The sequence below is a fragment of the Paenibacillus polygoni genome (assembly GCF_030263935.1).
Classification (GTDB): domain Bacteria; phylum Bacillota; class Bacilli; order Paenibacillales; family Paenibacillaceae; genus Paenibacillus; species Paenibacillus polygoni.
Genome location: NZ_CP127162.1, coordinates 4,066,395 through 4,091,246 on the forward strand (window position 1 = coordinate 4,066,395; position 24,852 = coordinate 4,091,246).

Here is a 24,852-nt window from a genome sequence, read left to right on the forward strand (position 1 = left end):
ATGAAGAAAATTATTTTTACTACCCTCTCATCATAATCCATTATAGATGGTTAAATCAACCAGGTTTTGGGTTATATCGGTAATACATCCTACTAATAAATGGATTAGCCCAAAATTTTGCACAAACCGAACCATTCTAGGTGACTTTACATAAGATGATTTGACTGTATCCCTTAACCTTGTTACACCATACAAACCCGGGCAAGGAGGGGTGAACATTGAAGGGTGACCACAAGAGCAAATTTTTGTTGACCCACCGTGAACGCGAAGTATTCGAGCTTCTGGTGCAGGACAAAACGACGCGTGATATCGCGGGACTTCTTTTTATCAGCGAGAAAACGGTGCGCAATCATATTTCCAATGTGATGCAGAAACTCAATGTTAAGGGTCGTTCACAAGCGGTAGTAGAGTTAATTAAGCTAGGAGAATTAAAAATTTGACGAAAAAGAAGCTCTATTCTTTCGTCATAGCCCTCTTCGTTTGTCCTTAGGGATGAAAGAAGAGGGCTTTACTTGTTACTGGGGCCAACAAAATCAGCTATAAAAAAGATACCCATACTGCGTCTTAGAGAGCTCTTTGTAAATTGTTTATAGAGGACATGGGAGTTGTGGAGGGATACACCTTTCAATTAGATCAGCTCAAATTAGGGTAGACAAAAAAGAGAATCAATGAACGTATAATGAACATTGATCCTCTTTATGATTATAATTAAAAAATCCCGATTTATTATTTACATCGTACTAAGATATTTAAGTATCTTAGCTCTTTTTGTATTCTAAAATATCTTCAGACTGTCCTTTTTGGCCGTTGGAAACTCCAAAATCTTGATCATGATAGGAGAGGTGTGTCCGCCTCTAAGTAGAGATATTTCCTTAATCCCAACTTATCGAGCATCCATTGTAGATTTGCCCTGATACCCGCATCTCATTTCCAACGGTTCATTAAAAATATGATGGCTCGGGACAGAATCGAACTGCCGACACTAGGATTTTCAGTCCTATGCTCTACCGACTGAGCTACCGAGCCTTATTTATTTAGAGATGGCTCGGGACGGGATCGAACCGCCGACACTAGGATTTTCAGTCCTATGCTCTACCGACTGAGCTACCGAGCCTTATTTTATTTAGAGATGGCTCGGGACGGAATCGAACCGCCGACACTAGGATTTTCAGTCCTATGCTCTACCGACTGAGCTACCGAGCCTTATTTTTAATAGATTACTATAAATGGAACCCTGTGATATCGTAAATGGAATACAAAAAAGCCCCTCATCCAAAGGGACGAGGAGCCGCGGTACCACCCTATATTAGAGCCTTCTTGACTAACAAAGAAGAACGCTCTCACTTTAATGAATAACGGTTAAACCGGTACACCTCTACTTGCCATGGAATGGTTTCAAGGGACAGCTCCGGAGCGAACTTCATTCAAACCATTACCTTAGAAACGCTCTCAATCTTCGGCGTTTCCTCCCTGTGAGCTGGTATTTGAATTACTTTTCTCCTTCAAAGCTTTTAGATCGCTATGTAATTTTCCTTATTATGATGTAATAACTATTTAAAGTCAACACTTTTAATAAATTGGTTTCATATTATTGAATTATTTTCTCTTTCTACAAATTGATTACACCTATATATTAAATAAGGAGTAAACAAGTAACACAAATGAATAAATTTCATAGTACGTATAACTCATAAAGGATAGAAAGAGGGCTACCTAAAGTGAAACCGATCATACAACTATTACATTTTGGATATCATCAAGCGATGAGCTGTATTTTCCCTGTCGCTATATTTACCACTCTTGCCATCACTAGCGTAATTGAGATCCCTTTCCTCTATCGTTATGACGCTATTCTCCTTATCCTGCTCGGAGTACAGTTCCTCATGTACCGCAGTGGACTTGAGTCCATAGATGAAATTAAAGTTATTTGTATATTTCACGTGATTGGATTGGTACTGGAGATTTATAAAGTATGGATGGGGTCATGGTCTTATCCTGAACCTGGATATACCAAACTACTTGGTGTACCGCTGTATAGCGGATTTATGTATGCAAGTGTAGCAAGTTTTATGTGTCAAATATGGCGTAGACTGCGCATGGACATGACAGGTTGGCCCGGGCTTATTCCTTCGCTTATGTTAGGAGGAGCAATTTATCTCAACTTTTTCACACATCATTTTATACCGGATTTTCGTTGGTGGTTGACTGTGCTTGTTTTTATTGTTTTCTGGAAAACCTGGATCATATACCGGGTAAGGACAGAAACTTACCGAATGCCTCTAACTCTCGCCTTTATTATTGTCGGTTTTTTCATCTGGACTGCAGAGAATATAGCTACTTTCTTTGACGGTTGGAAATACCCTGACCAGCAAGAAACTTGGCAATTCGTAAGTTTTAGTAAAATCAGCTCTTGGTTTCTGCTCGTGATCATTAGCGTTATCATCGTTGCCCAGCTAAAACACGTGAAAGCGAACCTTATTAACCATGACACACGAATAAAATGAACATAAATCATTTTATACACCTTATATAGAAGACGCTGTCCTATTGGACAACGTCTTCTTCTTTTTTGATAAAATTATGATGTCTAATACTTCAAATACAGATGTTTTACTTACGATTAGACGTTGTTTTCGCTGGGAAAATGCGGTCCATCATAACCTGGAACTCATTCACAATACCGCTGATCGGATGTCCATTCTCAAGATCAGTTCCGTAACCTTGGATACGCTCCAGGAAATCAGGGTTTGCTGAAATATAGACATTTTTCACTTTTGGATCCATTTGTTTAATTTTCTTTGTGATTTTTTCTCTTAACTCAGCTGTAACTTGTTCTTCTGCTTGCGTGTTGTTATTCATACTGCCGTTCGTTCCTGTTCCTCTTTGGTTGTTGTTATTAACGTTATTTGGATTAAAGATTCCGCCTGCCCCGTGGGAACTGTTTGCATTATCTCCATACATATTGCTTTGAGAATAGTCATTTGAGCGAAGCCCTGGTGCAATACCGCTCGTTGTATATGGAGCTCTTGTCCCCATATCATTTACACCCAAATTATTTACATTTTGATTCATTTGATTTCGGTTATTATGATGTCTTGTGTTTTGTGACCGGCCGCCTTCTTTGAGCGATACCGCAACATAAGCATTATGATCAGTGCGCAAAACATAAGCTTTTCCCACTCCGTTCATATCCGAGATCGCTTTCGTCATTTGACTATTTGCAGAAAGACTCGTCGTGCGGTGTACACTAGCCCGATCTGGGTTAATCCCATTCATTCCATAGTTAATTCCATTACGCACGTTGCGGTTTGCATCCGATGCATAATTACGGACATTGTTCGTCTTCACTCCTTGATCATCCGACGTAGATCCACAACCGGTTAGAGCTGACATCATAAGAATTGCAGCAGATAAAGAAAGGGTAACAGCTTTGGTTTTTTTCATTCCTGGCATGGTTCATCCTCCGCTTCAAATTGAAGTTGTTATAACACTCCGTTAGCATGCGCGAAGCATTACTGCGTTATGCTGAAAGGATATGGAACACGCCATAAAAAAAGCCCGAAGATTCCCAAGGTATCATCAAGGTCTTCGAGCTTTCTTTTATTATTCGGTTGTATTTGTTTCTTCTGTATTACTAGGTCCATTCCGTAAATCTTTTGCTTTATCAGTTACCTTATTCACTGAATCAGCAGAAATAACATAAGCAAGCGTCATATCCTGGTTCGTTTTCACATAGTACATACCTTGCTCAGAGGAATCCGTCAGCCCTTGATACACCTTGGTCGTTCCATCTTCTAATTCAGTTGTGACTGTAAAAGAAACCGAGGTGCTTCCTTGTTTCGGTTTTTGCAGGACTTGATCCGTTGCGATTGTCTTTAGCTGATTCATAAGCGAATCTGCATCGGTGAGTTCTATATTTTCACCATTTAAAGTCCAGGCCGCTGTCTCCCCTTCTTCATCATCCTTACGTTTTAAAACCCATGATATATCGCTGCTTTCCCACTCAAGGGATACAAGCTGATCATTATCCCATTCAAAAGGCGTGGTATCCATCAGCTGTAGAGGACTCAACAGGAGATTGGATGCTGTCGTTTCTGCAATACTCACGACTTGTCCTGCCCCTAATTGTGCGTAAACTTTGCTCCCTGTAGGCAGGTGATTCCCAAGTGCGATTTCGATCGTACCGCCATCTTCCGTTGTAATGATAATCCCTTGATCATCTACAGAAAGTCCATATTTCTCAAGATCTGCCGGATTCTCTTCTACGACAGAAGCTAGATCCACGTTGGTCACCGTATCAAGCCATTCATCCACGGCATAGTTATTTACAGGATACGCTTCTGGTGAAGTCATTACCCACTCGTTATTTTGCTTCGTAAGTTCTGTTATTTCACCGCCGCTTACAATACGGAATGACGTTATTGCTGCTGGGTCGATCACATCCGTGCCCATTAGTTTTTCCGGTTCTGCTTGTTCCTGAAAATAGTTCTGGGAGTGAGCGAATGCCCACATCCCTGCGAGTACAACTAACAAAAGAATCGTCGGAATAAACTTTTTCATTTTTTTCTGCGCCTCCACCATAATAAAGCACCAATGATGACAAAAATAAGCGGCATTCCGATGACAGCAATCGCGAAAATTGCCGAACCTTGGGCCTGTGTCAAGTAAGCCAGTTCATATCCCATCTGCTCCCTTGGACGAATGGTTAAACCATTTTCTTTTTCTGCGAGATAATTAATGGTATTGAGGATAAAATCCCGATTCCCCCCGCTTCCAATTTCGTAATCTTGCATGAAAGTGGTTGCACCTATAATAACGGCCTTTGGATTACCATCCGTCGTTTCGATGGCGTATCCTAATTTGACGGGTCCTTGCAAATCTTCTTCCGTATCATTACTCGTTTCATTCTCCAAAAGACCTGTTATATCTGTTTCCCCGTAACTCGTGTCTGAGGACGCAAGAATAGACGTTACCACCCATTGATCTTGTGTTTCAGCGCTAAGTCCAAGCGATAGACTGAAGACAGGCTGAAGATGATTTTGAATTAATTTATCGGTAACCGTATGTGATTCAAGCTCAGGCATGGACCATAAAGGTCCATTCGTCGTAGAAGATTCCTGATCGACCATAATCGCATGTTCATCTACCACACCGTACTGTTTCATCAGTGCATCAATATTGGTCCACTGGCTCTTCATCTCTTCGTGAAAACCAAGGGTGAGGAGCAGCTTGCCCCCTTGATCCATATAGTTTTGAACCTGCTTTAACTCTGCATCACTCAAATCCTCTTGCGGACCCAGAATAGCTAAGACATCAGTGCCCTCCGGTACCCCGGTATCTTCCGCTAATGTTATCTCCGTAGTCTCCATGTTGCTCTGATTCAGTGAGGTTTGAAGCGTTGTAGCCGCAGATAGTTCTAGTTCTCCATGTCCAGTTAAAAAGGCTATTTTATGTTTTTCATCTGACTCCAGTGAAAGAAGTGCCTGGGTTAATTTTTCTTCTCCTGAGAACAAATAAGATCCTTCATTCTCCCCAGAAGAGAATAAATCAATCATGGGCACAACTTGCTGCTTGTCCCCTTGTAAAATAACAATGGAACTTGAATTTAGCTCATACTGCTGAGCCAGTACAGGTTCTGATTCAAGATTATATTTTTCCACTTTCAGTTTACTATTCAGCTTACTGTACTCATCGACTAAATCCGTTACTTCCCGGTTTAGCAGTTCATCACTTGAGCTGTTCACCGTAAACACCAGCACCCGGGTATCTTCCGAAATCGCTTTGACCGCTTCTTTCGTTTGGTCTGATAACGTGTTTTGTTTTCCCTCCGAGAGATCCAGCTGAAAACCTCCGAGTGAATTCATAAATAACGTCAGCAAAATAAAAATACCGATAATCGCTGCAGAAATAATACCGCTGTTCGTATGATTCATCCATTTTTTCATTGTTCTTACCTCCACCGTTTCCGCTCAATGCCCTGAATACTGAGCGTCAGGAAAACACCGGCTAATGTAAGATAAAAAATCACATCAGGTCCGCTAATCACACCTTTAGTGAAGTTCGCGAATCGATTAGACAACGAAAATGGAGAGAGCCAAGCTGTGACGGCACTGCTGCTATCTGTAAAGGAATCAATCATCCACAGCACAAGCAATATAATGAAACCAGCTACCGCTGATACCATCTGATGTTGGGTAAGAGACGACGCAAAGAGTCCAATTGCCATCATCGAAGCGCCCATTAAAAAGAGCCCCAGTGCCGACAGCCATACGGTCGTTTCATTAATATCACCATACAAGGACATAATAAGCGGGTAGGTCAGACTGCATAGAATCAGGAGCAGTAAAATGACCAAAGATGCCAAATATTTTCCGAATACAATTTCAGTTACGCTCGTGGGTGAGGTCATTAATAGTTCGTCGGTTCCCTGCTTAAATTCTTCCGCGATAAGACGCATGGTCAGCAGAGGTACAATATAGATCAGTAAAGATACGGTATCTCCGAGCACTAGCCGGTAGTCCACAATACTAGGCTGATAGTAGACAAAGCTCATAAAGAACAAAAAGCTCGACAACAATACATACACCGCAAAAGCAAAGTACGTAGTTGGAACAAGAAAATAGGATTGAAGTTCTTTATAGAAAATCGCCATCATCCGTTTCATTTCCGCTCTCTCCCTTCTTCCGTCATCGTCAGCTTCTGGAACACTTCTTCGAGCGTCTGATCCTGTTTCTTCATCTCAAGAATCGGAATATGCTCCGAAGCAAGCTTATAAAAAAGCGCCTCTCTATAGTCATATTGAGTTGGAGTACTCAGCCGCAGCTGCAAAATCTCTTCGGATTGACTATGCATACCCAGTGTAATCGGGTGTTCTTGTCCATTTCCCCAAGAAGTCAGAATAGGCATTACATGTTCTGCTTCTCCTTTTACCGTAAGATGAACCTCAAAAGCATCTCCCATCGAATTCCCTACCGAATCAGGTGAACCATCCAGCACAAGCTTTCCTTGATTGATAATAAGAACTCGGCTGCATAAAGCACTTACTTCTGGGAGTATATGCGTGCTGAGTAATACCGTGTGATTCTCGCCTAACTCTTTAATTAAATCCCGTATCTCCATAATCTGGTTTGGGTCTAGTCCAGACGTAGGTTCATCGAGAACCAGCAAATCCGGCTTATGGATAATGGCTCCTGCGAGTCCCGTCCGCTGTTTATATCCTTTGGATAAGCTCCGAATCATTTGGTGTTCTCTTCCGCTAAGTCCAAGTCGGCTTACCATCTCATCTACTCTCAGCTTCTGTTCCCTTGCAGGCACATCACGTAATTTTGCGACAAACTGTAAATAAGACAGCACGGTCATGTCTGGATATAGTGGGGGGGTCTCTGGTAAATATCCGATCCGAGAACGAACCTTTCTCCCCTGCTCATGTACAGACATTCCATCTAGAAGGATTTTGCCTTCGGTTGGTCTTAAATATCCGGTAATCATTCGCATGGTTGTTGTTTTCCCTGCTCCGTTCGGGCCCAAAAAGCCAACAATCTCTCCCCGTTCCATTGAGAAATCAAGGTCCTGAACCCCTCTTTGACCATTGTAAGTTTTACTTACTTGATCCAGTTTCAGCAAAAGACTTCATCCTTTCTGCTTCTCGTCTCCGTTCATTAACGGTATTCCCAGTCTAGCCTGATAACAATAAACGATTCTTAAATCAATCTAAAAGAATCCTTAAAAAAATATGTCTAAATTGTGAACTGATACCTAACTACCCACACCGTCCCCCCATGTTATACGTACCTTATCTTATCAATAGTAACGGGAGGGGTATGTCTTGAAAGTATTGTTTACTTTCTTTATTCCAAGCGGCGGTGTGGAGACGCTCAATCGGCTGCGCTGTGCAGCCTTGAAACAACATGGGATCGAAGCACATACCTTATATCTCATGCCAGGCACCGGACTTCAGAATACTACAGGTACGGTGTATACCATGTCAGATAATGAGGAGATTCGTGCGCTTTTGGAAGAGCAGGAGTATGATGCCGTCATCTCTACTTCGGATATTAATATGTTGGAACGGCTCCGTGTTTTTCTTCATTACAAAGGGAAAATTATCTTCGAGGCACAGGGACTAGGCACAAAGGAAGCGGCTGTCGAGACCATTGAAATGGCTTCTCCTTATCTGCAAGCCTATGCAGATGCGGTTCTTATTCCCCCAACCACCCATCTTCATCAACTTTTTTTGGACATGTGCCCGTTTATGCACCTGTTTATTATTAAAGGAATGCTCGATACAACGAGCTTTGCCCCGCTTGAAACCGACATCCCCCCTTACCCCGCCTTACTCTGGGTTGGTCGTCTCGAATTTAATAAAAACTGGCGGGAATTTCTTCACATTGGTCACCGCGTAATTCAAGAAAAACCAGAAGCAAAACTATGGTTTTTTCATGACCCTACCCTTGCCTTTTCAGCGGATGAACAGCAGTTCTACGAAACATTAAAAACACTCCATTTGGAAGATAAAATCGGAATTTTTAGCAACGTTCCACACTCCAAGATGCCGATGTACTATTCTATGGCAGCGAGATCAGGCGGAGTTATGATTTCAACGTCGATTATGGAGGGCTTTGGATATGCGGTAGCTGAAGCGATCAGCTGTGAGTGCCCTGTTGTCAGCACGGATTCTGACGGCGTAAGAGCGTTCATTACACATAATCAAACCGGTAAATTTTATCCGCTTGGAGAGGTCGAACAGGCAGCAAACGAGGTACTGGAATTGATGAACAATCATACGATGCGTACGCAGATTCAAAAGGCAGGCCGTGAGTATCTTGTCTCTCAATTCTCCCCAGGTGCTTATGCTCATTCGTTCCGTCAAATGATGAACGCCTTGGCTATTTTTTAACAGGAAGGAGCACACTTCTTCATGAAAATACTCATGGCAACCTTCTGGGGACTTCAGAATCTTGGGGGGATTTGGACGTATATTCGGCAATTATCGGAGTGGTACGCGGAACATGGAATCGAAGTCGACGTCATTGGAACGGATATGCAGAAAGAGACCGTTTATATACTAAAGAAAGGATGGTTATTTGAAAAAAAAGCGGTCCTCCCTGCTCTGCATTCAAGCCTCTCTAACGGGCATGTTCCTGCACTTCATGCAGACCCCTACCTTGCTTATTTAGAACTGAATCGGTATGCCTATGAACTTGGAATGGCCTATCTTGGAACTGAATCTTATGATCTAATTCATGCCCAAGACCCGATTAGCGCATACTCTATTTCCCGTGTGATGAAACGCAAAGTTCCACTTGTTACAAGTTATCATGGATCGCTGCATTTAGAAGGATATCTCGATGAACTGCAGATCAACCCGGATACGCGCAAAGAAGATTATTTACGTACCCCGCTCGGAAATTACTACAAGACGATGGAACAACTCGGCATTGCTGCATCCGACGGGTTTATTGTCTCATCGAGCTGGATTCAGCAGCTCATGCAGCAGTTTCATGCACCTGCTGCTGCATTCAGCCGAATTCCTTATGCGGTAGACTTGGTTCAGTATGATGAGCTTGCAGCAAAACAAACTTCCTATTCTGCTCCTCCTAACAAGCAAGTCATTGCTTTTACAGGTCGTTTGGAATACATCAAAGGGATTCATGTTCTTCTTGAAGCGGCCTCGATCCTGAAAAAATATAGAGAGGATTTTGTTATCTGGATTGCCGGGGAAGGAAGTATGGGCTCTCTTTATAAAGAACAAACTCAGAACAAAGGATTAGAGGGTCATGTGAAATTCTGGGGGATGGTCAATAACGTGCCTTCGTTCCTGAAAAACGTTCATATCTATGTACAGCCAAGTTTACAGGATACTCAGCCCTTCTCTGTTACAGAAGCACAACTTGCAGGAATTCCTGTCATTGTGGCGGATACCGCCGGAATGCCGGATATGGTAGTAGAGGGCAAGACCGGTTATGTCGTTCCTCCCTCTGATGCTGCTGCTCTTGCCCGCAAGCTTGATTACCTTCTCACCCACCCTAACGTAAGAACCCGTGTTGGAACGGCAGCGCGTACATGGGCACGTAAATACCGATCACTGGAACGGCAAGCGAAAGATACTCTTGCCGTTTATGAGCAGTATATCAAAAAGAATCGGATAGCAGAGCGTGGACAAGACGAGATGACCGATGTAAAAATCAGAAGAGACGAACGAACGGAATCCCTAAGTACATCAGCAGCTTTCTCTCTTCCTCATCTGCCGATTGCTTCCGATCTTCTTGCTGATTTAATGAGCAAACTTCCCCCCGATTACCGCCTGCCTGATCGGAAGGTAATAAAGGATAGAGAATAAAAAAGACGGCAGACAAACTAGAGAAAGCTAGTGAATCTGCCGTCTGCGCGCATCGTTTGATCGAGGCACTTATTTCTCATCCTTAGGAGAAAAGTATTTATCTATTCTTTTAGTAAAATCTAACCGTTTCTTTGAACTAGAGCTCTGTAACCATCTCTATCGCATTTCTCGTTAGCGCTGAGCCAGTCACAGTGACTTTCGTAATCGCAATAAGCTGAGTATCTGTCATTAGCAGTTTTACGATGGTGCCTTGTGTCTTGTATGTTTTCGTCGTGGATAATGTGTTTGTATCCACTTGGTTAATCACATTTTTTGTAGCTGTATAAAATTTTTCCGTATGATTCTTATTCGCAGCAAAGATATCAAACGTATCCATCGTACCTGCATAATTCATATCAGTCGTCTTGTTATTAGTAGCCGTAAAGATCGAACCCGCACCGTTCACAATAAACTTACCATCTGGCGTAATCCCAAATACCGTAGACAATTTATAGTCTCCATGATAGGGAGAATCATAGGTGGTTGTGATCTTCCCATCCGTGAGCCGGAACACATCCATATCTCTCGGACTTAACGGAGTAGTGATAGAATAAATTCGATTCTCTGATGGATGCATCATGATTTTTGTTTGGTGATATACGCCAGACGAAGAAAGCTCCCTCTTGGTCGTCCGGTCATAACTTTTCATATAGGTCCACTGACCGGAGCCTGAGGTAAGATATACATGTCCCGATTCATCAGCCGCAATATCGTAAGGATCAATATCCACATCCCACTCATCTATTACTTGCAGTGTAGAGGGATTAAGTACTTTCACGGTTCCGCCTTGCTCTTCATCAAACCGATAGGGACTGTATTCTCCATCACTAAAAATGACATAAAGTTCTCCACTTGCATAAACGAGTTTCCGCGGCACCTTGCTAAATGAAGTGGAAGTCTTGGTTACTTTTTTCTTAGTAAGGTCATAGGAGACAATAGTAGATTCACTGTCATCGATAGCATAAACAATGGGCCTCGATGGATCGGTTACCGCTTCCTGTATAACTTCATTGAGTACACTTACATTTCCTGCTGGTATTGTGACTGCTGGAGGCTTTGGAGTTTCTTCCGGTGTAACTGTATCAGATCCATTCGAAGGTTCTCTAAATTGATCTTGATTTAATACCGTTATTTTTGAAAAAGCTGCTGCATTATATTGGCTAATCCAAGATTTCGCATAATCTATAGGAACAGCAAAATTCAAATTTCCTTCATCCATACTTGCAGAAGTAACGCCGATAACTTCTCCTTTTTTATTAAACAGCGCTCCTCCCGAACTGCCTGAAGCAATGGGCGCTGTAAATTGAATTAAACTTTGGCCGTCAATGACACGAAGTCCGCTTATCACTCCCGTCGAAACGGTGTTTTGCAGTCCTTCCGGATTACCAATCGCAACTACGGCTTGTCCTTTCGCCAAGTTCTGCGTGGAACCGATATAAAGCGGAGGTACATTCGTCCGAATCTTCGCTTTTACTAAAGCCAGATCATTCGTCTTGTCCACAGCGACAATGCCTGCTGCTTCATACACTTGATCTTTCCCTGTGTAAATTACATAACTGCTTGCTTCATTAATCACATGATAATTCGTTAAGTACAAACCATAACCTACCGCGAATGCACTGCCAAATCCGGTAGATTCACCGCTGCGATCCAGTGATTCCAATAGAACAACACTTTGTTCAAAACCCGCAATTTGCTGATTTGTTAAATTCTTACCTGTATAAGGACTCTTTTTATAGGGTTCTAAAATAAATTTTAAATAATCTACAATCTCAGCATCTTGCACCGGATCTAGAATCGCTTCCTCACTAATCACGATAATTCCCCGGCTGTAAAATACCTTCTTCCCGAGTGTTTCACTGATCAGACGAATAGGTACAAACGTCCGGCCTTGTTGATATTCTGCCGGTGCGTCAAGTGCTGTCTTTTTCCCATTCACAAGTATGGTCTTGCTGCCTAGCGTAATTTTTATTTCCTTTCCTGCAAGCGTAATGGTTGCCGTAGAAGTAGACTGGTTCCAGGCAACTCTTGCGCCAAGGCTTTCACTAATAAAGCGCAGCGGCACCATTGTTCGTTGACTCTTTACATACGGCACAATGTTGTAGTTGTTTTCATCAATAATACGATCTTCCGTATCATAGATGGCGTTTGGACTCCCAATGGACAGAATAACTGCCTCGTTAAATAGATCTTCAAAATCGAGCTCATCTGCCTGAGCGTACCCTGATATTGGATAGCAAAGCAGTCCTAAAATAGTAATTAAAACTAGTAACCTGCGCTTCATTTGTTTCATTCTGTCTCCTTCTAGGTGTGTGATATTTGTAGGACTGCGTATAAAAAGCCCGTGCCCTAAGTTAGACGCAGAATGAATTATAATGTTTCACACGATCTAAGTGAAACCATATTTTACCTTTAGATAAAAAAACGTTTGAACCCCAAAAGGCTCAAACGCTTTTCACGTCTCAAATTTACATATGTTTGTGCAGCGTGTTCAGCACACTGCGAAGTTCTTCAACAGGCACCTGACCTGGAGCAGATGCTTTTTTGGCAGATCCAAATGTGAGGGCAGAACCAAACAATTCACCCGCAATCCGGCTGATCACGCCTTTGCCCGCCATGGACATCGTAATGATCGGTCTATCCGCATACTCTTCTTTCATAATATGAGTGGCTTCCATCAGCATCAGCACATCAGAGACACTTTGCGGCATGGCTGCCAGTTTCGGAATATCGCCGCCGAGTTCTTGTGCTTTGCGAAGACGGGATATGATTTCTTCTTTAGAAGGGGTCTTGTCAAAATCGTGGTTCGAGATGATCACATAGACATGATGCTTATGAGCTTCTTCGATTATTGCTTTTACTTCTGCATCACCAGTGAACAGCTCAGCATCCACGATATCTACTTGTCCGGTTGCCGCAATAGCTTGATTCAGTTCTACATAATAAGCGGTGCTGACTTCTTTTTCTCCGCCTTCTTTTGCGCTGCGGAACGTAAAGACAATCGGCTGGGAAGGAAGAATCAAGCGGATCTCCGCTAGAGCTTCTTTCACTTTTTCAATATCTTCTACATGTTCATAGAAGTCGACACGCCATTCAATGACATCAAAATCCTGTGATGTTAGAAAATTCGCTTCTTCTTTTAATTGTTCCATTGTCTCGCCCACAAGAGGAACACAAATTTTAGGTGCGCCTTCGCCAATGGTGACGTTTCTAACGACAACGGGTTTTAGCGTGTTTTGCATGTTGGTAGACTCCTTTGCCTTCTGTTAAATACTCGTTCTGGATAGTATACCTGTTATTACAACTATTGAGAATGTATTAGAAAAAAACCAAGTCTCAAAAAGAGAAGCAAGATATGTTGCATCATTAAAAAAACGTACAAGAACCCCTGGCTTCTAAAGCAAGGGGTCTTTCCATATCGAAAGTCCAAAGAGGACTTCCAGCTAATTTGCATGGAATCTGCTCACAATATCGTTCACAATCCGCTCCAGCTCGGAATAGCTTTTCTCCCAGGTGAAGACATTCGAATCGCGCTCTCCATTCTTCGCCAGTTTTAACCTCAGATGATCATCTTCAATCAGCCTGATCACATCTTTCGCTAACCGATTTTCGTATCGATAAGACATGAGACAATTTCGCTCATGCACGGCATATTCGGTGTTGCCTCCAGAATAACAAGCGACAAGAGCTGCACCGCATCTCATGGCTTCAAGACCGGGAAGTGAGCCGGTATCATATGAACCTGAACTAACATAGATATCTGTCTCGTTATAATGATATCTCAGCTCTTCATCGTTCTCTGGCGTGTAGATATTATATTTTCCCGTCGATTGAAGAAACTGTATATCCTCAGATTCTGCATACTCTCCAGGAGGTGTGATTAAGTTCAAAATCACTTCTGGATGAGCGGCCTTCACAAGATCAAGCTCGGCAAGTAGATATTTTTGTTCCCGATGCCACGAGAAATTCCCTTCTTCTTTCCGGTAGATCGAAGTAATACGCAGCGGACCATTTAATTGCTCCCGGATATGCATATTATGAAAAAAGCGGCTGACACCGACAGGTACAATTCTGCCTTTGATTCCATGATTAAGAAAAATCATATCTTGCTGCCATCTGGATAGTACAAGTAAATGAGGGGTTAGATGATAGGAAGGAAATGAATACTGGTTATCTCTCAGAAAAGTAGGCTCATAACACAAGGATAACCTAACATGCAGCCCTTTGCCTTCTTCGCTGGCTTGCTGGGCCGGATAAGCTGTTGTGTAAAAATTAGATAAAATGACATCCCCCTTAGGGATATGGCGTGATTGTAAAATGGTCTCCTTCACTTGCAAAATTCGTGCTTTGATCTCATATTCCACTACGCCTTGGCTTGGCATTACGATCAAAACTTCATGCCCCGTGTCAACAAGCCGATTCGCAAGTTCCGCGATCATTCGCTGTGCTCCGCCGTGACATAATGTATATACAGGTAAAATGTAACGCAACTGCCCTTCACCTCCATCCATTCACAGTAAAGATAGCAAAGCAGACCGATGAAGATTCTGAATGGCAGCTACCTCTTTTTCGATCTCTCCCATATGTCTTGCAGTCCCCATCTGTTCGTGCATCCGGTACTTGATCAGCGGGATATCCACACATCCAAGTTCATAAAACGGAAGTAATCTAAGCCACATCTCATAATCATGTGCATAGCGGAAATTCGGATTGAACAGTCCCACTTTACCAAATACCTGCATAGCCAGCATGACGGAACAACCGTTGATCGGACAATACGATAAAAGAGTATGAATCATGTCTGACCTGCTACCGAGTTTCGGATAGATCGTTTCGGTCTGCTCACTGAGTGAATTCATATAATGATAAGCCGATTGGGTAAAAGATAAGCCTTTTTCAATCATATAATTCACTTGTGTCTCCACTTTATGGGGAAGAAACGCATCATCACTGCTCAGCCAGGCAAAATACTGCCCCTTTGCATGTACAATTCCTGTATTTAGTGCCGTAGCTGTCCCGCCATTCACTTTTCGGATATAGCGAATTTGATCTTCATAAGGTGTAATGAGTTCTGTATGCTGAGTTGATCCATCATCTACAACAATAATTTCAATATGGGGATAGGTCTGCTGTAAAGCACTCTCGATGGCTTCTCCAATATATTTGCAATTATAAAAGGGAATGACGATGGTCACGACAGGTTTGCTAATCACAAGCATCTCACCTCACTTTTACTCATCAAGGATCTTCCAGGCCAATAGGGCATCAACAGGCTCGTGTTCTGTTCCATAGGACTCCTCGAAAGAGGGGTTCTTCTGATTATGAAATCCTTTAAGGACAATGACCTGATATCCAATGCTCTCGAGTTCCTCTGCTTCCCAACCGCTGTAATGATTCTGATACACTTCACCCTGTAAGTTGTAATGATCGACTCCTTCTTGATGAAAAAAACCGCGCGGTGTAAAAATAACAATCCGATTTTTGGCGATTTTTTCGGCTTGCTGAAGGATTGAGATTCCCTCTTCTTTTGTAAAGTGTTCCAAAGAATCAATCATGGTTACCGCAGAAAATGATTTGGGAAGAAATAATTGATCTAATATTTTCGCATCTGCATTCAGAGGGATGACATGGGGAGCTCGGCAGACGCGATGTTCCAGATAGGGCCGGTGGATATCCAGTGCTACTATGAGCCTGGACTCGTAATATTCTAGTAAAACACCTAGACCGCTGCCAACATCAAGCACACTATCTGAGAACCGAAGCAGTTCACTGAGTAATGGTAAAAAATCAGACTTCTGTATTTCATGATACACTCGCTTTCCCCCTTCCCTACCGTCCTTGCACTTGAATCATCTTCTGAATCTGTTCCGCATACCTCTTTTGAATCATTCGAATTTCTTGCTGGATTGCATCTGCATATTTAACAGACCCCATGCCATGATGTTTACGGTAGGCTGTCAGCGGTTCTGGCAAATAGGGAACTGAATATCCCTTTAGCAAAACACGGTACCACAAATCATAATCATGCGTATACGGAAGAGATTCATCGAACAATCCGATGTTCTGAACCAGTGATTTATGAAACATAACCGTACATCCATTCACCGGATTTCCTGTAAGAAAAACTCGCAGCATTTCTTTGTCTGTCATGGGAGAAATGCCGGCACGGTGCTGGGTGACACTGCTATCTTCATTAATATAATTAAAATTGGTATGAGAAATGACAGCCTGCTGATTCATCATGAACTGCACTTGTTTCTCTATTTTCTCTGGATAGAACCGGTCATCCGAGCTGAGCCAAACGATGTACTCTCCAGAGGCATACCGAATTCCGTGATTGAGTGCGGAAGCCGTTCCGCCATTCGCCTTACCAAGATAATAAATAAAAGGCAGATAGGGATGAATTTGTTCTGTATACTGTGTAGATCCGTCATCCACTACGATAATTTCTACCATAGAATACGTTTGGCTGAGTGCACTGCGAATGGCTTGCGAAATATAGGGACAGTTATAGAAAGGAATGACCACCGTGACCAGAGGGAGCGAATTCATGCTTGCCCTCCTTCCTTACTTCGGCGAAAGCGATGATCTTGTAGTACATCTTTTATAGAAGAAGCGAATGGAATTTCTGGTTTCCACCCTATTTTGCTAAGAGAAGCGAAGGAAGAAGAATCATCTTCTACTGCCGATATACCTCCAGGACCAGAAGAAGGCGCTCCCCAGAGCAGAGGTACCTGCGCTTTTGTATAAGAAAGGAGTAAGTCCGCGATCTCTCCAAGTGTTCTTTCTTTCCCTGAAATAACAGGATAGATTCTGCCTGGCTCCCCATTCAGCAAAAGCGCAACATATGCCCGGACCGCATCCCGCACATCTAAATAATCACGAGCATCCGTACGGGATGATAAGCGAAAAGGAGTTGGATTTTCCCCTTGTTCAGCCGAAACCACATGGGCAGCAAGCAGTGAACATATGCCTGTCGAAGGCCCGGGCCCAATTAGATTTCCTGGTTCAGCGTAGATCATCTGCTGGCTGTACATCGCTGAGAATGACATAGAAACGAGTTCTTCCATGTACTTACTGAGACTATAAGGATGAGGAGGCGATAGCGGGAGATCTGGGACAGGAATGTATTTGAGACGTGAACCAACGATGACTGCCCGGCATTCGGGCAGTGTTCGCATGGCATCGAGCAGATAAAGCGGGGACATCACATTCATTTCAATCGTAGATACGGGGTCTGCCCAGGAGACAGGTACGGAATTCTGTCCTGCTAGATGTAAGATATAATCAGGCTGAGTACGACTCACCAGCTGATTCACGGCCTGACGATCCCTTAGATCACATAAATGGACGGTTACCTGATCATCTTGCCAATCTGCAGAAAGTGACCGGGTGACGGCCGCAACCTTTGTACCACAGGCACGTAGCAGCTGAACTGCATGCCGGCCTGTAAATCCAGAAGCACCGGTTACCAGCACGACTTTGTCTTTCAGCCTTGTTGTATCCATTCCTTCAGCTCCTTCAGCATGTCACGATAAGACGGCAGAAGAGGGTTTACATCCTCCCGAGTGACAGCGAGGGTTCGATCCTGTACAAACGTACTATTAGGGACGATTACTGTTTCTTTGAGATCCCATATTTCTTTGAAAAGTAATAACAGCTCATACTTCGATACGGGTTCAGGATGAGCCAGATGAATCAGACCCGACACTTTTGAAGTCATATACTCATCCACCACCTTAGCAAGCATGAGTGTAGTCACTCCATTCCACCTTGCCTTCGCATACCCTTGCACAACCCCTTTTTGCTGAAAGAACCAATGCATGAGACCGATCCCATTCTTCCGCACTTCCGGCCCAATGATGGAGGTACGTATCGTAAGATGACCCGGGGAACGAACTTCCCCGAGTGATTTAGTAATCGCATATATCGTATCTCCATCTGGTAAATCCTCTTCTGTATATCCTCCTGACCGGTCCCCTTTAAATACACAATCTGTGCTGATATGAATGAGTTTTGCACCGATTTGATCAGCTAGATTCGCAAGGCGGTGCGGTAAAAATCCATTGACATGGTAGGCTTGAATTATATTTTTTTCTGCATATTGATTTAAAATCCCCACTGCATTGATAATGACATCAGGTTGAACCGCTTTTACGAGCAGATCGACGCTGTGAATATCATTCACATCCAGGATTAGTCCATTCGGATCTTTCTTATTACGAGATGTATAAAACACCGTGTGTTTTCCTTGTTGTTTGAAATATTGAACCATCATGTGGCCTGCCATACCCTGACCACCAATTATGAGCAGTTTCATCCAAGGAACCCCCCGCGCTGCAGGATTTCCTTAATCTCCTCTTTCGACATCAGATTAAATTCGGAACTGAAGCTGGAGAAGGTCACCGGCTCGTAGTGTTTATAGTGTTCTTTTAGTTCAGGCAGATTAATGGTCGGAAGAATGACAAGGTATTTTTCATCATAAACAACGGTTGTTCTGCTCTCGAACTCGCTCATCAGGATTTCGTGAATTTTTTCTCCCGGCCGAGTACCTCGTTCCACGATTTGAACACCAGATACCGCTGCATCTTCGATTAATACTTCTGCTAGATCTACAATTTTGCAGGTAGGCATCGTCATTACAAAAATTTCACCGCCCACACTTTTTACAGAAGCATCAAATAAAAGCGATATCGCATCACGCAGCGTAAGAAAGAACCGTGTCATCTCCATATCCGTAATCGATACTACACCTTTATTCTTAATCTGATCCTTAAACAGATGGACTACACTTCCGTTCGTACCCAGCACATTACCGCCCCGCACGGTTACGAATGCTGTTTTGCTGCGGAGTAAGTTCGCATATACAATCAGCTTTTCTCCAATCGCCTTTGTCATTCCATAAAAGTTCGATGGGTTTGCTGCTTTATCCGTGGAAATATAGATCACTTTCTTTACTTCATTCTCTACTGCTGCCTCAATCACATTCTGAGTACCAATGACATTGGTTTTCAGCGCTTCATAAGGCTGATCTTCGCAGACAGGGACATGTTTCAGTGCTGCTAGATGATAGACATAATCCACTTCTTTACAAGCGGCAACGAGGGCTTCCTTATCCCTGATATCTCCAATACAAAAACTGAGGCGGCTGTCTTCAAATTCACGGCTCATGGCTACTTGACTCGATTCGCCGCGAGAATATACGATGACTTCCTTCGGATTTAAAGTCAGTAATTGAGTGATTAATTCATGCCCCCAGGAACCAGTACCTCCGGTAACGAGAATACGTTGATTTTCAAACATGCAGCTTCCCTCCAAGCAGAAATTTAACTACTTTATCCGATACATCTTTAGCGAGATACCCTTTTGGACACTCCCAAGAACGATTTAGTTCCATCATCAGCGCTGCGGATGCAGCAATTCGTTCTGCTTCAAGCCCTGATACAATGTTACTTCCGCAATCGACGGTCTCTGGCCGTTCTGTCGTCTTACGCATGGTCACCGTAGGCACTCCCATAATGCAGCACTCTTCCTGGACTGTTCCGCTGTCCGTTAAAGCGCAGCATGCATTTTGCTCCAGTAAAAGAAAATCGAAAAATCCGAAGGGCTCATGAAATTCTACTAAGGGATGCATCGTCAGCTTCAAATGTTCTTTAATCCGTGCTGCGGTACGAGGGTGAATACTGCAAATGATCCGTTTTCCATGTTTCTCTGCTACGAGATTGAGTCCTGTCATAATAGCTGCTAGATGCGCGGGATGATCTACATTTTCTGCTCTATGGGCGGTAACGAGAAAGTACTCTCCTTTTTCAAGGCCCAAGGTTTTCATAATTTTGCTGTCCAGCATACGATTTTCATAATGCTTCATTACTTCATATATGGGATTGCCCGTGAGCACGATTCGCTGACTAGGAACACCTTCCCGGATTAAATGTGCTTTGCTTTGTTCTGTATAAGGCATATTAATGCTTGATATAGCGTCAATTACCCGGCGGTTTTTCTCTTCGGGTACATCGAGGTCATAACACCGATTCCCTGCTTCCATGTGAATGACCGGTATACCCATTCTCTCTGCGAGAATGGCAGATAAAGCACTGTTCGTATCTCCTAGCAGCAAGATTTTATCTGGCTTTTCCTGTACCAGAATTTTTTCCAGCTGACTGAACATGGCAGACAATTGCTCACCAAGCGTAGCTGCTTCATCCTGAAGTACATAATCTGGAGATCGCAGGCCTAATTCTCTAAAAAATTGACCGCTGAGACTTTCTGTGAAATTCTGTCCTGTATGCACAAGGATGTGACGATCTGCATAACGGTCCAGCTTAGGAATAATAAGACTCAGCCGGATAATTTCCGGCCTTGTTCCAAGTACCGTCATAATCTTCAAGGTGACCCCTCCTTTTTCATGAAGTCAACTTTCGTTTTTTCTGAGACCTCTGAGGCTTCATGACAGAACGTGTTTGCTTCCTTTTATTTTTCTTCAATGGCTTTATCTTCGTGTTATTTCTAGATTTTTTACCGTTTTTTTTCAGCCGCGCAGAGCTTGATTTTTTCTTTCGTTGCTGCATTATCCTTCTCTTACTTTTCACCGGTTTACGCTTTTTGGCATGAGTTCGCAGACGAGCAGAGGGTGTACCAAACCAATCTGGGAATTGGCTCATGAGTTGACGAATCATGTCTTCTGCACGGTTTTTATATGCTTCTGCACCGTATCGCTGCTCTGCGGCTATTTTGCTCCGTTCGCCCGTACGCGCCGTTTCCTCTGGATTTTGGATACAGACAGCCATTCTGCTTGCTAAGTCCGAAGCACTACCCGGCTCAGCAAGTAAATGCGAATTACCGACAGCCTCCATCATCTCCTGAAGACCTCCCTGTCCAAAGGCAACAACCGGTGTTCCAAAGTAGAGACTCTCCAGTGCCGTCATCCCAAAACCTTCTTTGACCATACTCGGAACGGCGGTAAGATCCATCGCACAGTACGCTTCGCTGACTTGTTCAAGAAAAGGAGTAAAGATGAATTGTTGGCGGTATCTCGATTCAGCGATCAATCTCACACATTCGTTGTAATAGACCTCATCGACTGGGTTTCCTATAATCCAAAACCTGCTATGGGGATAGGATTCACATAAAGACAGAGCACTTTGTACGAAAGGCAGTAACCCTTTAGCATCGTATATAAAAGTGGAAATATAACCAACGCAGAAATGTTCGGGCGATAGTCCAATCATGCTGCGCCTTGTTGCTCGAAGAACATTCCACTGATGAATTGCAGCAAGAGAAGCATCCCATGTGGGAGATAATATGGTGGATTTTGCGGAGATATTGCTGCCTTGTAAAGGTTCGAAGACGGTTTGCGAGATGCCGATGACCCAGTTGCTGAACTCATCAATGATCTTTATGGATTCCCCCGTATACGCGTTCATGGTAATCGTTTCAGTAATTTTCCAAATCACCGGGATGTAAAGCATTCGTGCTGCCATAGCAGGTACCGCATTCACACAGGTATTCGTGAGTACGATTTGAGGGGATTCTTTTTGCAGCAGACGGATCACAGCGTGGGAAGACGGGGTATGCATTAACTGATCTGCCTCTTGTCTAAGCCCCTCATGGGGAGTGTAGATGTTGTGAAGCAGTTCATAAGACTGGACTTTTACTCGAATTCCATTCTTTCGAGCTAGCAAGGAAATCATTCCTTCATTAGGGACCACGAGTACACAGCGAAAGTAAGGCCTCATTTCTTGGCAAAAGCGAAGCAGCAGCTTTTCTGCCCCCGTAATACTTTGGCTGTGACTGATATGACTGAATAACATTAATTTCGGCTTTTGTGTCATCTCGGGCGTACAACCTTCCTGCTTACTTGCCTAACTATAGCCAGCGAAAGGATGTGCGTCGTTCACCTCCTTCGTTTGTGCGTTTGAAGGATCATGGCTCTACCTCAATATATGAAATACGGCAAATGACGGCACGACATATGCACCGTATCATTCGCACATAATTTACAGCATACTCGCTATGAGCCGAATATCGTCTGAAGCAGGGATTCCATGCGGTGATGATAGGAATGCTCTTTCCAGGTACGCTCAAAACCTCTGAGCGCAATAGCTCTCCGTTTATCTTCATTAGCAAGATAGTATTCAATTTTGTCCATCATCTCAGCAGCCGTCTCATATGTTTCAATCTCTACTCCAGGTTTATAAAAACGGGCTAAGTCTCCTCTGGCATCGGTAAGCTGCAGGGTTGCACAGGCTGAAATTTCAAAGGTACGGGGGTTCGGTGATAAAGCAGGGATTTTAAGACTATTATTATTTACAGAATCGTCTTCATGGGAACGGTGTAAGTTGAGCACAATCTTTGTTCCGTTATACACCTCTTTTGTCTCCTCTGGACTCATCCAGCGATTCAGTTCAATCTTGTGTTTATATTTTTTAAAGTCAGGGAGTCGATCCCACCATATTCCGTTGAATACAGTTTGATGCGACATGATTTGCGGGAGGAGAGGATTGAAATAATTCACACGGTTCCAATATCCTGACCCAATGAAGCTGATATCTCTGCGATGAAGGGCAGGCATTTTACTCGGGTGAAACTGGGGGAGGTAAGCAGCAAAAGGTAAATAATGCACTTCTGAACATCCATGACTCTCGTATAACTCGATACAATTCAGTTCAAGTGTGAATACATAATCGTAACGGGGAGCAATATTTAGCGTTATATCTGTATAATAAGGATCATCTGTCAGCCAAATTGCTGTTTGTATTCCTTGATTTCGGATGGCATCTACCTGTTCTACCGGAAAGTACATTCCATCTAAGACCAGCACGAGATCAGGCTTTAGCAAGGCTGTCATTTCTGCAACGGGTTCATGAGGTTCTGCTGTATGAAGAGTCGTAACCATGTCTCGTAACGTCCCTCTTATTGCCTCGTCCAGAGGCGAGTAAGGAAATCCCTTACCTGAGGAAACATATAGGACGTGTAGAGGTCGTACAGGCGAAGGCTCGACTGCTCGGTTCATTATAAAATGAGCGCGGCCGCGCAAATACCCATCATCATAACCTCGTTGAAAAGATGTACTCTGATTCGCTGGATTTACGGAATACGGTAACCGCTTCGGTCTTGCTCGTACTGTTTTCTTTCTTGAAGCCTTTACTCGCTTTATGGCCACCTCATTCACCCACCTTCTTCTTATCTCTTCATCTGTTCACGAAGTGAATAGTTTACAAATAACTCAGCAGCATCTGAATGCGCGTCTGAAAGGTATGCTTCTCATGCGTTGTATATAGACTTCTCCAAGCAACAGCTAGCCTTTCTTCTTCATTCTTAAGATAATAGGAAATCTTATCCTGCAGCTCAGCACTATTTTCATAAGTCTCTATATCGTATCCAGGTCTGTAGTAATTCGGTAAATCCTCTCTTATATCTGTGATTTGCAGGGTTCCACAGGCATTCATTTCATACGTTCTGGGATTAATAGAACCTGCTGCAATCTGATGAGTGTTCCGATTATCCAGCCCATATTCATGGGGTCTATGCATATTAATCACGATTTTTGCTCCGTTGTAGTAATCTACCGTTTCCACTGGAGGAATCCAGTCCGGCTTGATAAAAGAAGCGAGTAAGTCTTGCCTCTGCAGTCTGCTCCACTGTCCCCCTGCAATCAGGACACGCTTATTACTTAGAAAAGGAGCAAGTTCATCGAATAAAGAAATTCGATTCCAGAATCCATTGCCGATAAAGCAGACATCATACTGGACATCTGAGGATATTTTACGAGGTGAGAAAAGAGAGGTGTTTACCCCGAGCGGAACATGATGGACATGCTTAGCCCCCTGGTTCTGATAGAAGGGTACCGCCCTAATTTCATGGGTGAAGACAAGATCGTAATGCAGACAAATGTCTGCTGTAGCTTCTGTAAAATATGGATCATCTACAAACCAGATCGCTGTACGAATACCTAGTGCACGAATCTCATCTATCTGTGATAAATGGTTCTCCGGAAAGACATGAAGACCATTCATAACGAGTACAAGATCCGGCCTATGAATAGCCGCATATTCTTTCATATGAGCTGCATTCACGACGATACATTTAGAAACAGTCATTTGAAGCGCAGCAATCACACCGCCATCAATCGCTTCAAAACCTTGCGGTACATAAAGTACCTTCATGTTTCGAATCACGGTCTCCGGCTGCTTTACTCTCTGAAGGATGGCTTCACACCCGCCAAGCCGAACCCCTTCCGCATAACCATCAAGATAACTTTGCTTCCTTCTTGTATTTTTCACCTCGCACTCACCTATCTCTCTCTGTACATTAGTTCATGTAGTCCTTCTAACTATATGCCCTAAGGTCAAATGCATCATGGACGTGTGTCCAGAAACTAAGAAAATTGGCGTTTGTACGGCAGACATTTGTCTAAACTGCGTTATGTATATGTAAGTCTAACTTGAGTGACTTGTCCTCCCGAAAATAGAGCC

22 protein-coding genes, 3 tRNA genes and 1 other annotated feature are annotated in these 24,852 nt (G+C 43.2%); of the genes, 4 read left to right on the plus strand and 21 right to left on the minus strand.

Features of this window, described 5'->3' with window-relative positions:
- Nucleotides 1-218 precede the first annotated feature (218 nt).
- Nucleotides 219-440 carry a helix-turn-helix domain-containing protein gene (locus QPK24_RS19440; protein ID WP_047913631.1) on the plus strand — a complete coding sequence of 74 codons (222 nt, stop codon included), beginning with the start codon at nt 219-221 and terminating at the stop codon, nt 438-440.
- A gap of 513 nt (nt 441-953) precedes the next feature.
- On the opposite strand, the gene QPK24_RS19445 is transcribed toward QPK24_RS19440, so the two are convergent.
- From QPK24_RS19445 to QPK24_RS19455, 3 genes are all read right to left on the minus strand, one after another.
- Nucleotides 954-1,026, minus strand: a tRNA-Phe gene (locus tag QPK24_RS19445).
- Nucleotides 1,027-1,041: 15 nt separating this feature from the next.
- Nucleotides 1,042-1,114 (minus strand) — tRNA-Phe (locus tag QPK24_RS19450).
- 16 nt (nt 1,115-1,130) lie between these two features.
- Nucleotides 1,131-1,203: transfer RNA gene (locus QPK24_RS19455), tRNA-Phe, on the minus strand.
- Between the two features lie 70 nt (nt 1,204-1,273).
- Nucleotides 1,274-1,515 (minus strand) — a binding site (T-box leader).
- A 203-nt stretch (nt 1,516-1,718) separates the two neighbouring features.
- Between QPK24_RS19455 and QPK24_RS19460 the strand changes: the two genes are divergently transcribed.
- On the plus strand, nt 1,719-2,504 hold the full coding sequence (locus tag QPK24_RS19460; protein ID WP_285743955.1) for a DUF817 domain-containing protein: 786 nt from the start codon (nt 1,719-1,721) through the stop codon (nt 2,502-2,504).
- A 106-nt stretch (nt 2,505-2,610) separates the two neighbouring features.
- Here the strand turns inward: QPK24_RS19460 and QPK24_RS19465 are convergent, their stop codons facing one another.
- The 5 genes from QPK24_RS19465 to QPK24_RS19485 form a co-directional block, all read right to left on the minus strand.
- Nucleotides 2,611-3,453: a YhcN/YlaJ family sporulation lipoprotein gene (locus QPK24_RS19465; RefSeq protein ID WP_285743957.1), complete on the minus strand. Its 843-nt coding sequence runs from the start codon at nt 3,451-3,453 to the stop codon at nt 2,611-2,613.
- Nucleotides 3,454-3,603: 150 nt separating this feature from the next.
- The gene (locus QPK24_RS19470; protein ID WP_285743959.1) at nt 3,604-4,560 is read right to left on the minus strand and encodes a DUF4340 domain-containing protein; all 957 of its coding nucleotides are present in this window, start codon (nt 4,558-4,560) and stop codon (nt 3,604-3,606) included.
- Nucleotides 4,557-5,945, minus strand: coding sequence for a GldG family protein (locus QPK24_RS19475; protein ID WP_285743961.1), 1,389 nt, complete (start codon nt 5,943-5,945; stop codon nt 4,557-4,559). The genes QPK24_RS19470 and QPK24_RS19475 overlap by 4 nt, the downstream gene beginning before the upstream one ends.
- Nucleotides 5,946-5,950: 5 nt before the next feature.
- Nucleotides 5,951-6,664, minus strand: coding sequence for an ABC transporter permease subunit (locus QPK24_RS19480; RefSeq protein WP_285743963.1), 714 nt, complete (start codon nt 6,662-6,664; stop codon nt 5,951-5,953).
- A complete protein-coding gene (locus QPK24_RS19485; RefSeq protein ID WP_285743965.1) occupies nt 6,661-7,623 on the minus strand; it encodes an ABC transporter ATP-binding protein in 963 nt (320 codons plus the stop codon). Before QPK24_RS19485 ends, QPK24_RS19480 begins: the two co-directional genes overlap by 4 nt.
- A 202-nt stretch (nt 7,624-7,825) precedes the next feature.
- Between QPK24_RS19485 and QPK24_RS19490 the strand changes: the two genes are divergently transcribed.
- Nucleotides 7,826-8,896, plus strand: coding sequence for a glycosyltransferase family 4 protein (locus QPK24_RS19490; RefSeq protein ID WP_285743967.1), 1,071 nt, complete (start codon nt 7,826-7,828; stop codon nt 8,894-8,896).
- Nucleotides 8,897-8,917: 21 nt separating this feature from the next.
- On the plus strand, nt 8,918-10,339 hold the full coding sequence (locus QPK24_RS19495) for a glycosyltransferase family 4 protein (protein ID WP_285743969.1): 1,422 nt from the start codon (nt 8,918-8,920) through the stop codon (nt 10,337-10,339).
- A gap of 136 nt (nt 10,340-10,475) precedes the next feature.
- On the opposite strand, the gene QPK24_RS19500 is transcribed toward QPK24_RS19495, so the two are convergent.
- The 13 genes from QPK24_RS19500 to QPK24_RS19560 form a co-directional block, all read right to left on the minus strand.
- Nucleotides 10,476-12,671 (minus strand): stalk domain-containing protein, encoded by a 2,196-nt coding sequence (locus tag QPK24_RS19500; RefSeq protein WP_285743971.1) that lies wholly within the window; start codon nt 12,669-12,671, stop codon nt 10,476-10,478.
- Between the two features lie 175 nt (nt 12,672-12,846).
- Nucleotides 12,847-13,620 carry a type I 3-dehydroquinate dehydratase gene (aroD, locus tag QPK24_RS19505; protein ID WP_285743972.1) on the minus strand — a complete coding sequence of 258 codons (774 nt, stop codon included), beginning with the start codon at nt 13,618-13,620 and terminating at the stop codon, nt 12,847-12,849.
- Between the two features lie 201 nt (nt 13,621-13,821).
- Complete coding sequence (locus tag QPK24_RS19510) at nt 13,822-14,868, minus strand: glycosyltransferase family 4 protein (protein ID WP_285743974.1); 1,047 nt, start codon at nt 14,866-14,868, stop codon at nt 13,822-13,824.
- Nucleotides 14,869-14,889: 21 nt separating this feature from the next.
- Nucleotides 14,890-15,591 (minus strand): glycosyltransferase family 2 protein, encoded by a 702-nt coding sequence (locus QPK24_RS19515; RefSeq protein WP_285743977.1) that lies wholly within the window; start codon nt 15,589-15,591, stop codon nt 14,890-14,892.
- A gap of 18 nt (nt 15,592-15,609) precedes the next feature.
- A complete protein-coding gene (locus tag QPK24_RS19520) occupies nt 15,610-16,191 on the minus strand; it encodes a class I SAM-dependent methyltransferase (RefSeq protein WP_213533946.1) in 582 nt (193 codons plus the stop codon).
- 16 nt (nt 16,192-16,207) lie between these two features.
- Nucleotides 16,208-16,930 (minus strand): glycosyltransferase, encoded by a 723-nt coding sequence (locus QPK24_RS19525; RefSeq protein ID WP_285743981.1) that lies wholly within the window; start codon nt 16,928-16,930, stop codon nt 16,208-16,210.
- The gene (locus QPK24_RS19530) at nt 16,927-17,886 is read right to left on the minus strand and encodes an NAD-dependent epimerase/dehydratase family protein (RefSeq protein WP_285743983.1); all 960 of its coding nucleotides are present in this window, start codon (nt 17,884-17,886) and stop codon (nt 16,927-16,929) included. Before QPK24_RS19530 ends, QPK24_RS19525 begins: the two co-directional genes overlap by 4 nt.
- A complete protein-coding gene (locus QPK24_RS19535; RefSeq protein WP_285743985.1) occupies nt 17,868-18,698 on the minus strand; it encodes a dTDP-4-dehydrorhamnose reductase family protein in 831 nt (276 codons plus the stop codon). The genes QPK24_RS19530 and QPK24_RS19535 overlap by 19 nt, the downstream gene beginning before the upstream one ends.
- Nucleotides 18,695-19,681 (minus strand): polysaccharide biosynthesis protein, encoded by a 987-nt coding sequence (locus QPK24_RS19540; RefSeq protein WP_285743987.1) that lies wholly within the window; start codon nt 19,679-19,681, stop codon nt 18,695-18,697. Before QPK24_RS19540 ends, QPK24_RS19535 begins: the two co-directional genes overlap by 4 nt.
- The gene (gene wecB / locus QPK24_RS19545; protein WP_285743989.1) at nt 19,674-20,765 is read right to left on the minus strand and encodes a non-hydrolyzing UDP-N-acetylglucosamine 2-epimerase; all 1,092 of its coding nucleotides are present in this window, start codon (nt 20,763-20,765) and stop codon (nt 19,674-19,676) included. The genes QPK24_RS19540 and wecB overlap by 8 nt, the downstream gene beginning before the upstream one ends.
- A gap of 16 nt (nt 20,766-20,781) precedes the next feature.
- Nucleotides 20,782-22,209, minus strand: coding sequence for a glycosyltransferase family 4 protein (locus tag QPK24_RS19550; protein ID WP_285743991.1), 1,428 nt, complete (start codon nt 22,207-22,209; stop codon nt 20,782-20,784).
- Nucleotides 22,210-22,388: 179 nt separating this feature from the next.
- On the minus strand, nt 22,389-23,534 hold the full coding sequence (locus QPK24_RS19555) for a CgeB family protein (RefSeq protein ID WP_407083034.1): 1,146 nt from the start codon (nt 23,532-23,534) through the stop codon (nt 22,389-22,391).
- Nucleotides 23,535-23,592: 58 nt separating this feature from the next.
- Nucleotides 23,593-24,660, minus strand: a complete 1,068-nt coding sequence (locus tag QPK24_RS19560) for a CgeB family protein (protein ID WP_285743995.1) — start codon at nt 24,658-24,660, stop codon at nt 23,593-23,595.
- Between the last annotated feature and the right edge of the window lie 192 nt (nt 24,661-24,852).

Bases quoted from the DNA above. Each gene is read 5' to 3' on its own strand.
- QPK24_RS19550 (WP_285743991.1), bottom strand. From the start codon at position 22,209: ATGACACAAAAGCCGAAATTAATGTTATTCAGTCATATCAGTCACAGC.
- aroD (WP_285743972.1), bottom strand. From the start codon at position 13,620: ATGCAAAACACGCTAAAACCCGTTGTCGTTAGAAACGTCACCATTGGC.
- QPK24_RS19475 (WP_285743961.1), bottom strand. From the start codon at position 5,945: ATGAAAAAATGGATGAATCATACGAACAGCGGTATTATTTCTGCAGCG.
- QPK24_RS19480 (WP_285743963.1), bottom strand. From the start codon at position 6,664: ATGAAACGGATGATGGCGATTTTCTATAAAGAACTTCAATCCTATTTT.
- QPK24_RS19495 (WP_285743969.1), top strand. From the start codon at position 8,918: ATGAAAATACTCATGGCAACCTTCTGGGGACTTCAGAATCTTGGGGGG.
- QPK24_RS19525 (WP_285743981.1), bottom strand. From the start codon at position 16,930: ATGAATTCGCTCCCTCTGGTCACGGTGGTCATTCCTTTCTATAACTGT.
- QPK24_RS19500 (WP_285743971.1), bottom strand. From the start codon at position 12,671: ATGAAACAAATGAAGCGCAGGTTACTAGTTTTAATTACTATTTTAGGA.
- QPK24_RS19535 (WP_285743985.1), bottom strand. From the start codon at position 18,698: ATGAAACTGCTCATAATTGGTGGTCAGGGTATGGCAGGCCACATGATG.
- QPK24_RS19540 (WP_285743987.1), bottom strand. From the start codon at position 19,681: ATGTTTGAAAATCAACGTATTCTCGTTACCGGAGGTACTGGTTCCTGG.
- QPK24_RS19470 (WP_285743959.1), bottom strand. From the start codon at position 4,560: ATGAAAAAGTTTATTCCGACGATTCTTTTGTTAGTTGTACTCGCAGGG.
- QPK24_RS19530 (WP_285743983.1), bottom strand. From the start codon at position 17,886: ATGGATACAACAAGGCTGAAAGACAAAGTCGTGCTGGTAACCGGTGCT.
- QPK24_RS19465 (WP_285743957.1), bottom strand. From the start codon at position 3,453: ATGCCAGGAATGAAAAAAACCAAAGCTGTTACCCTTTCTTTATCTGCT.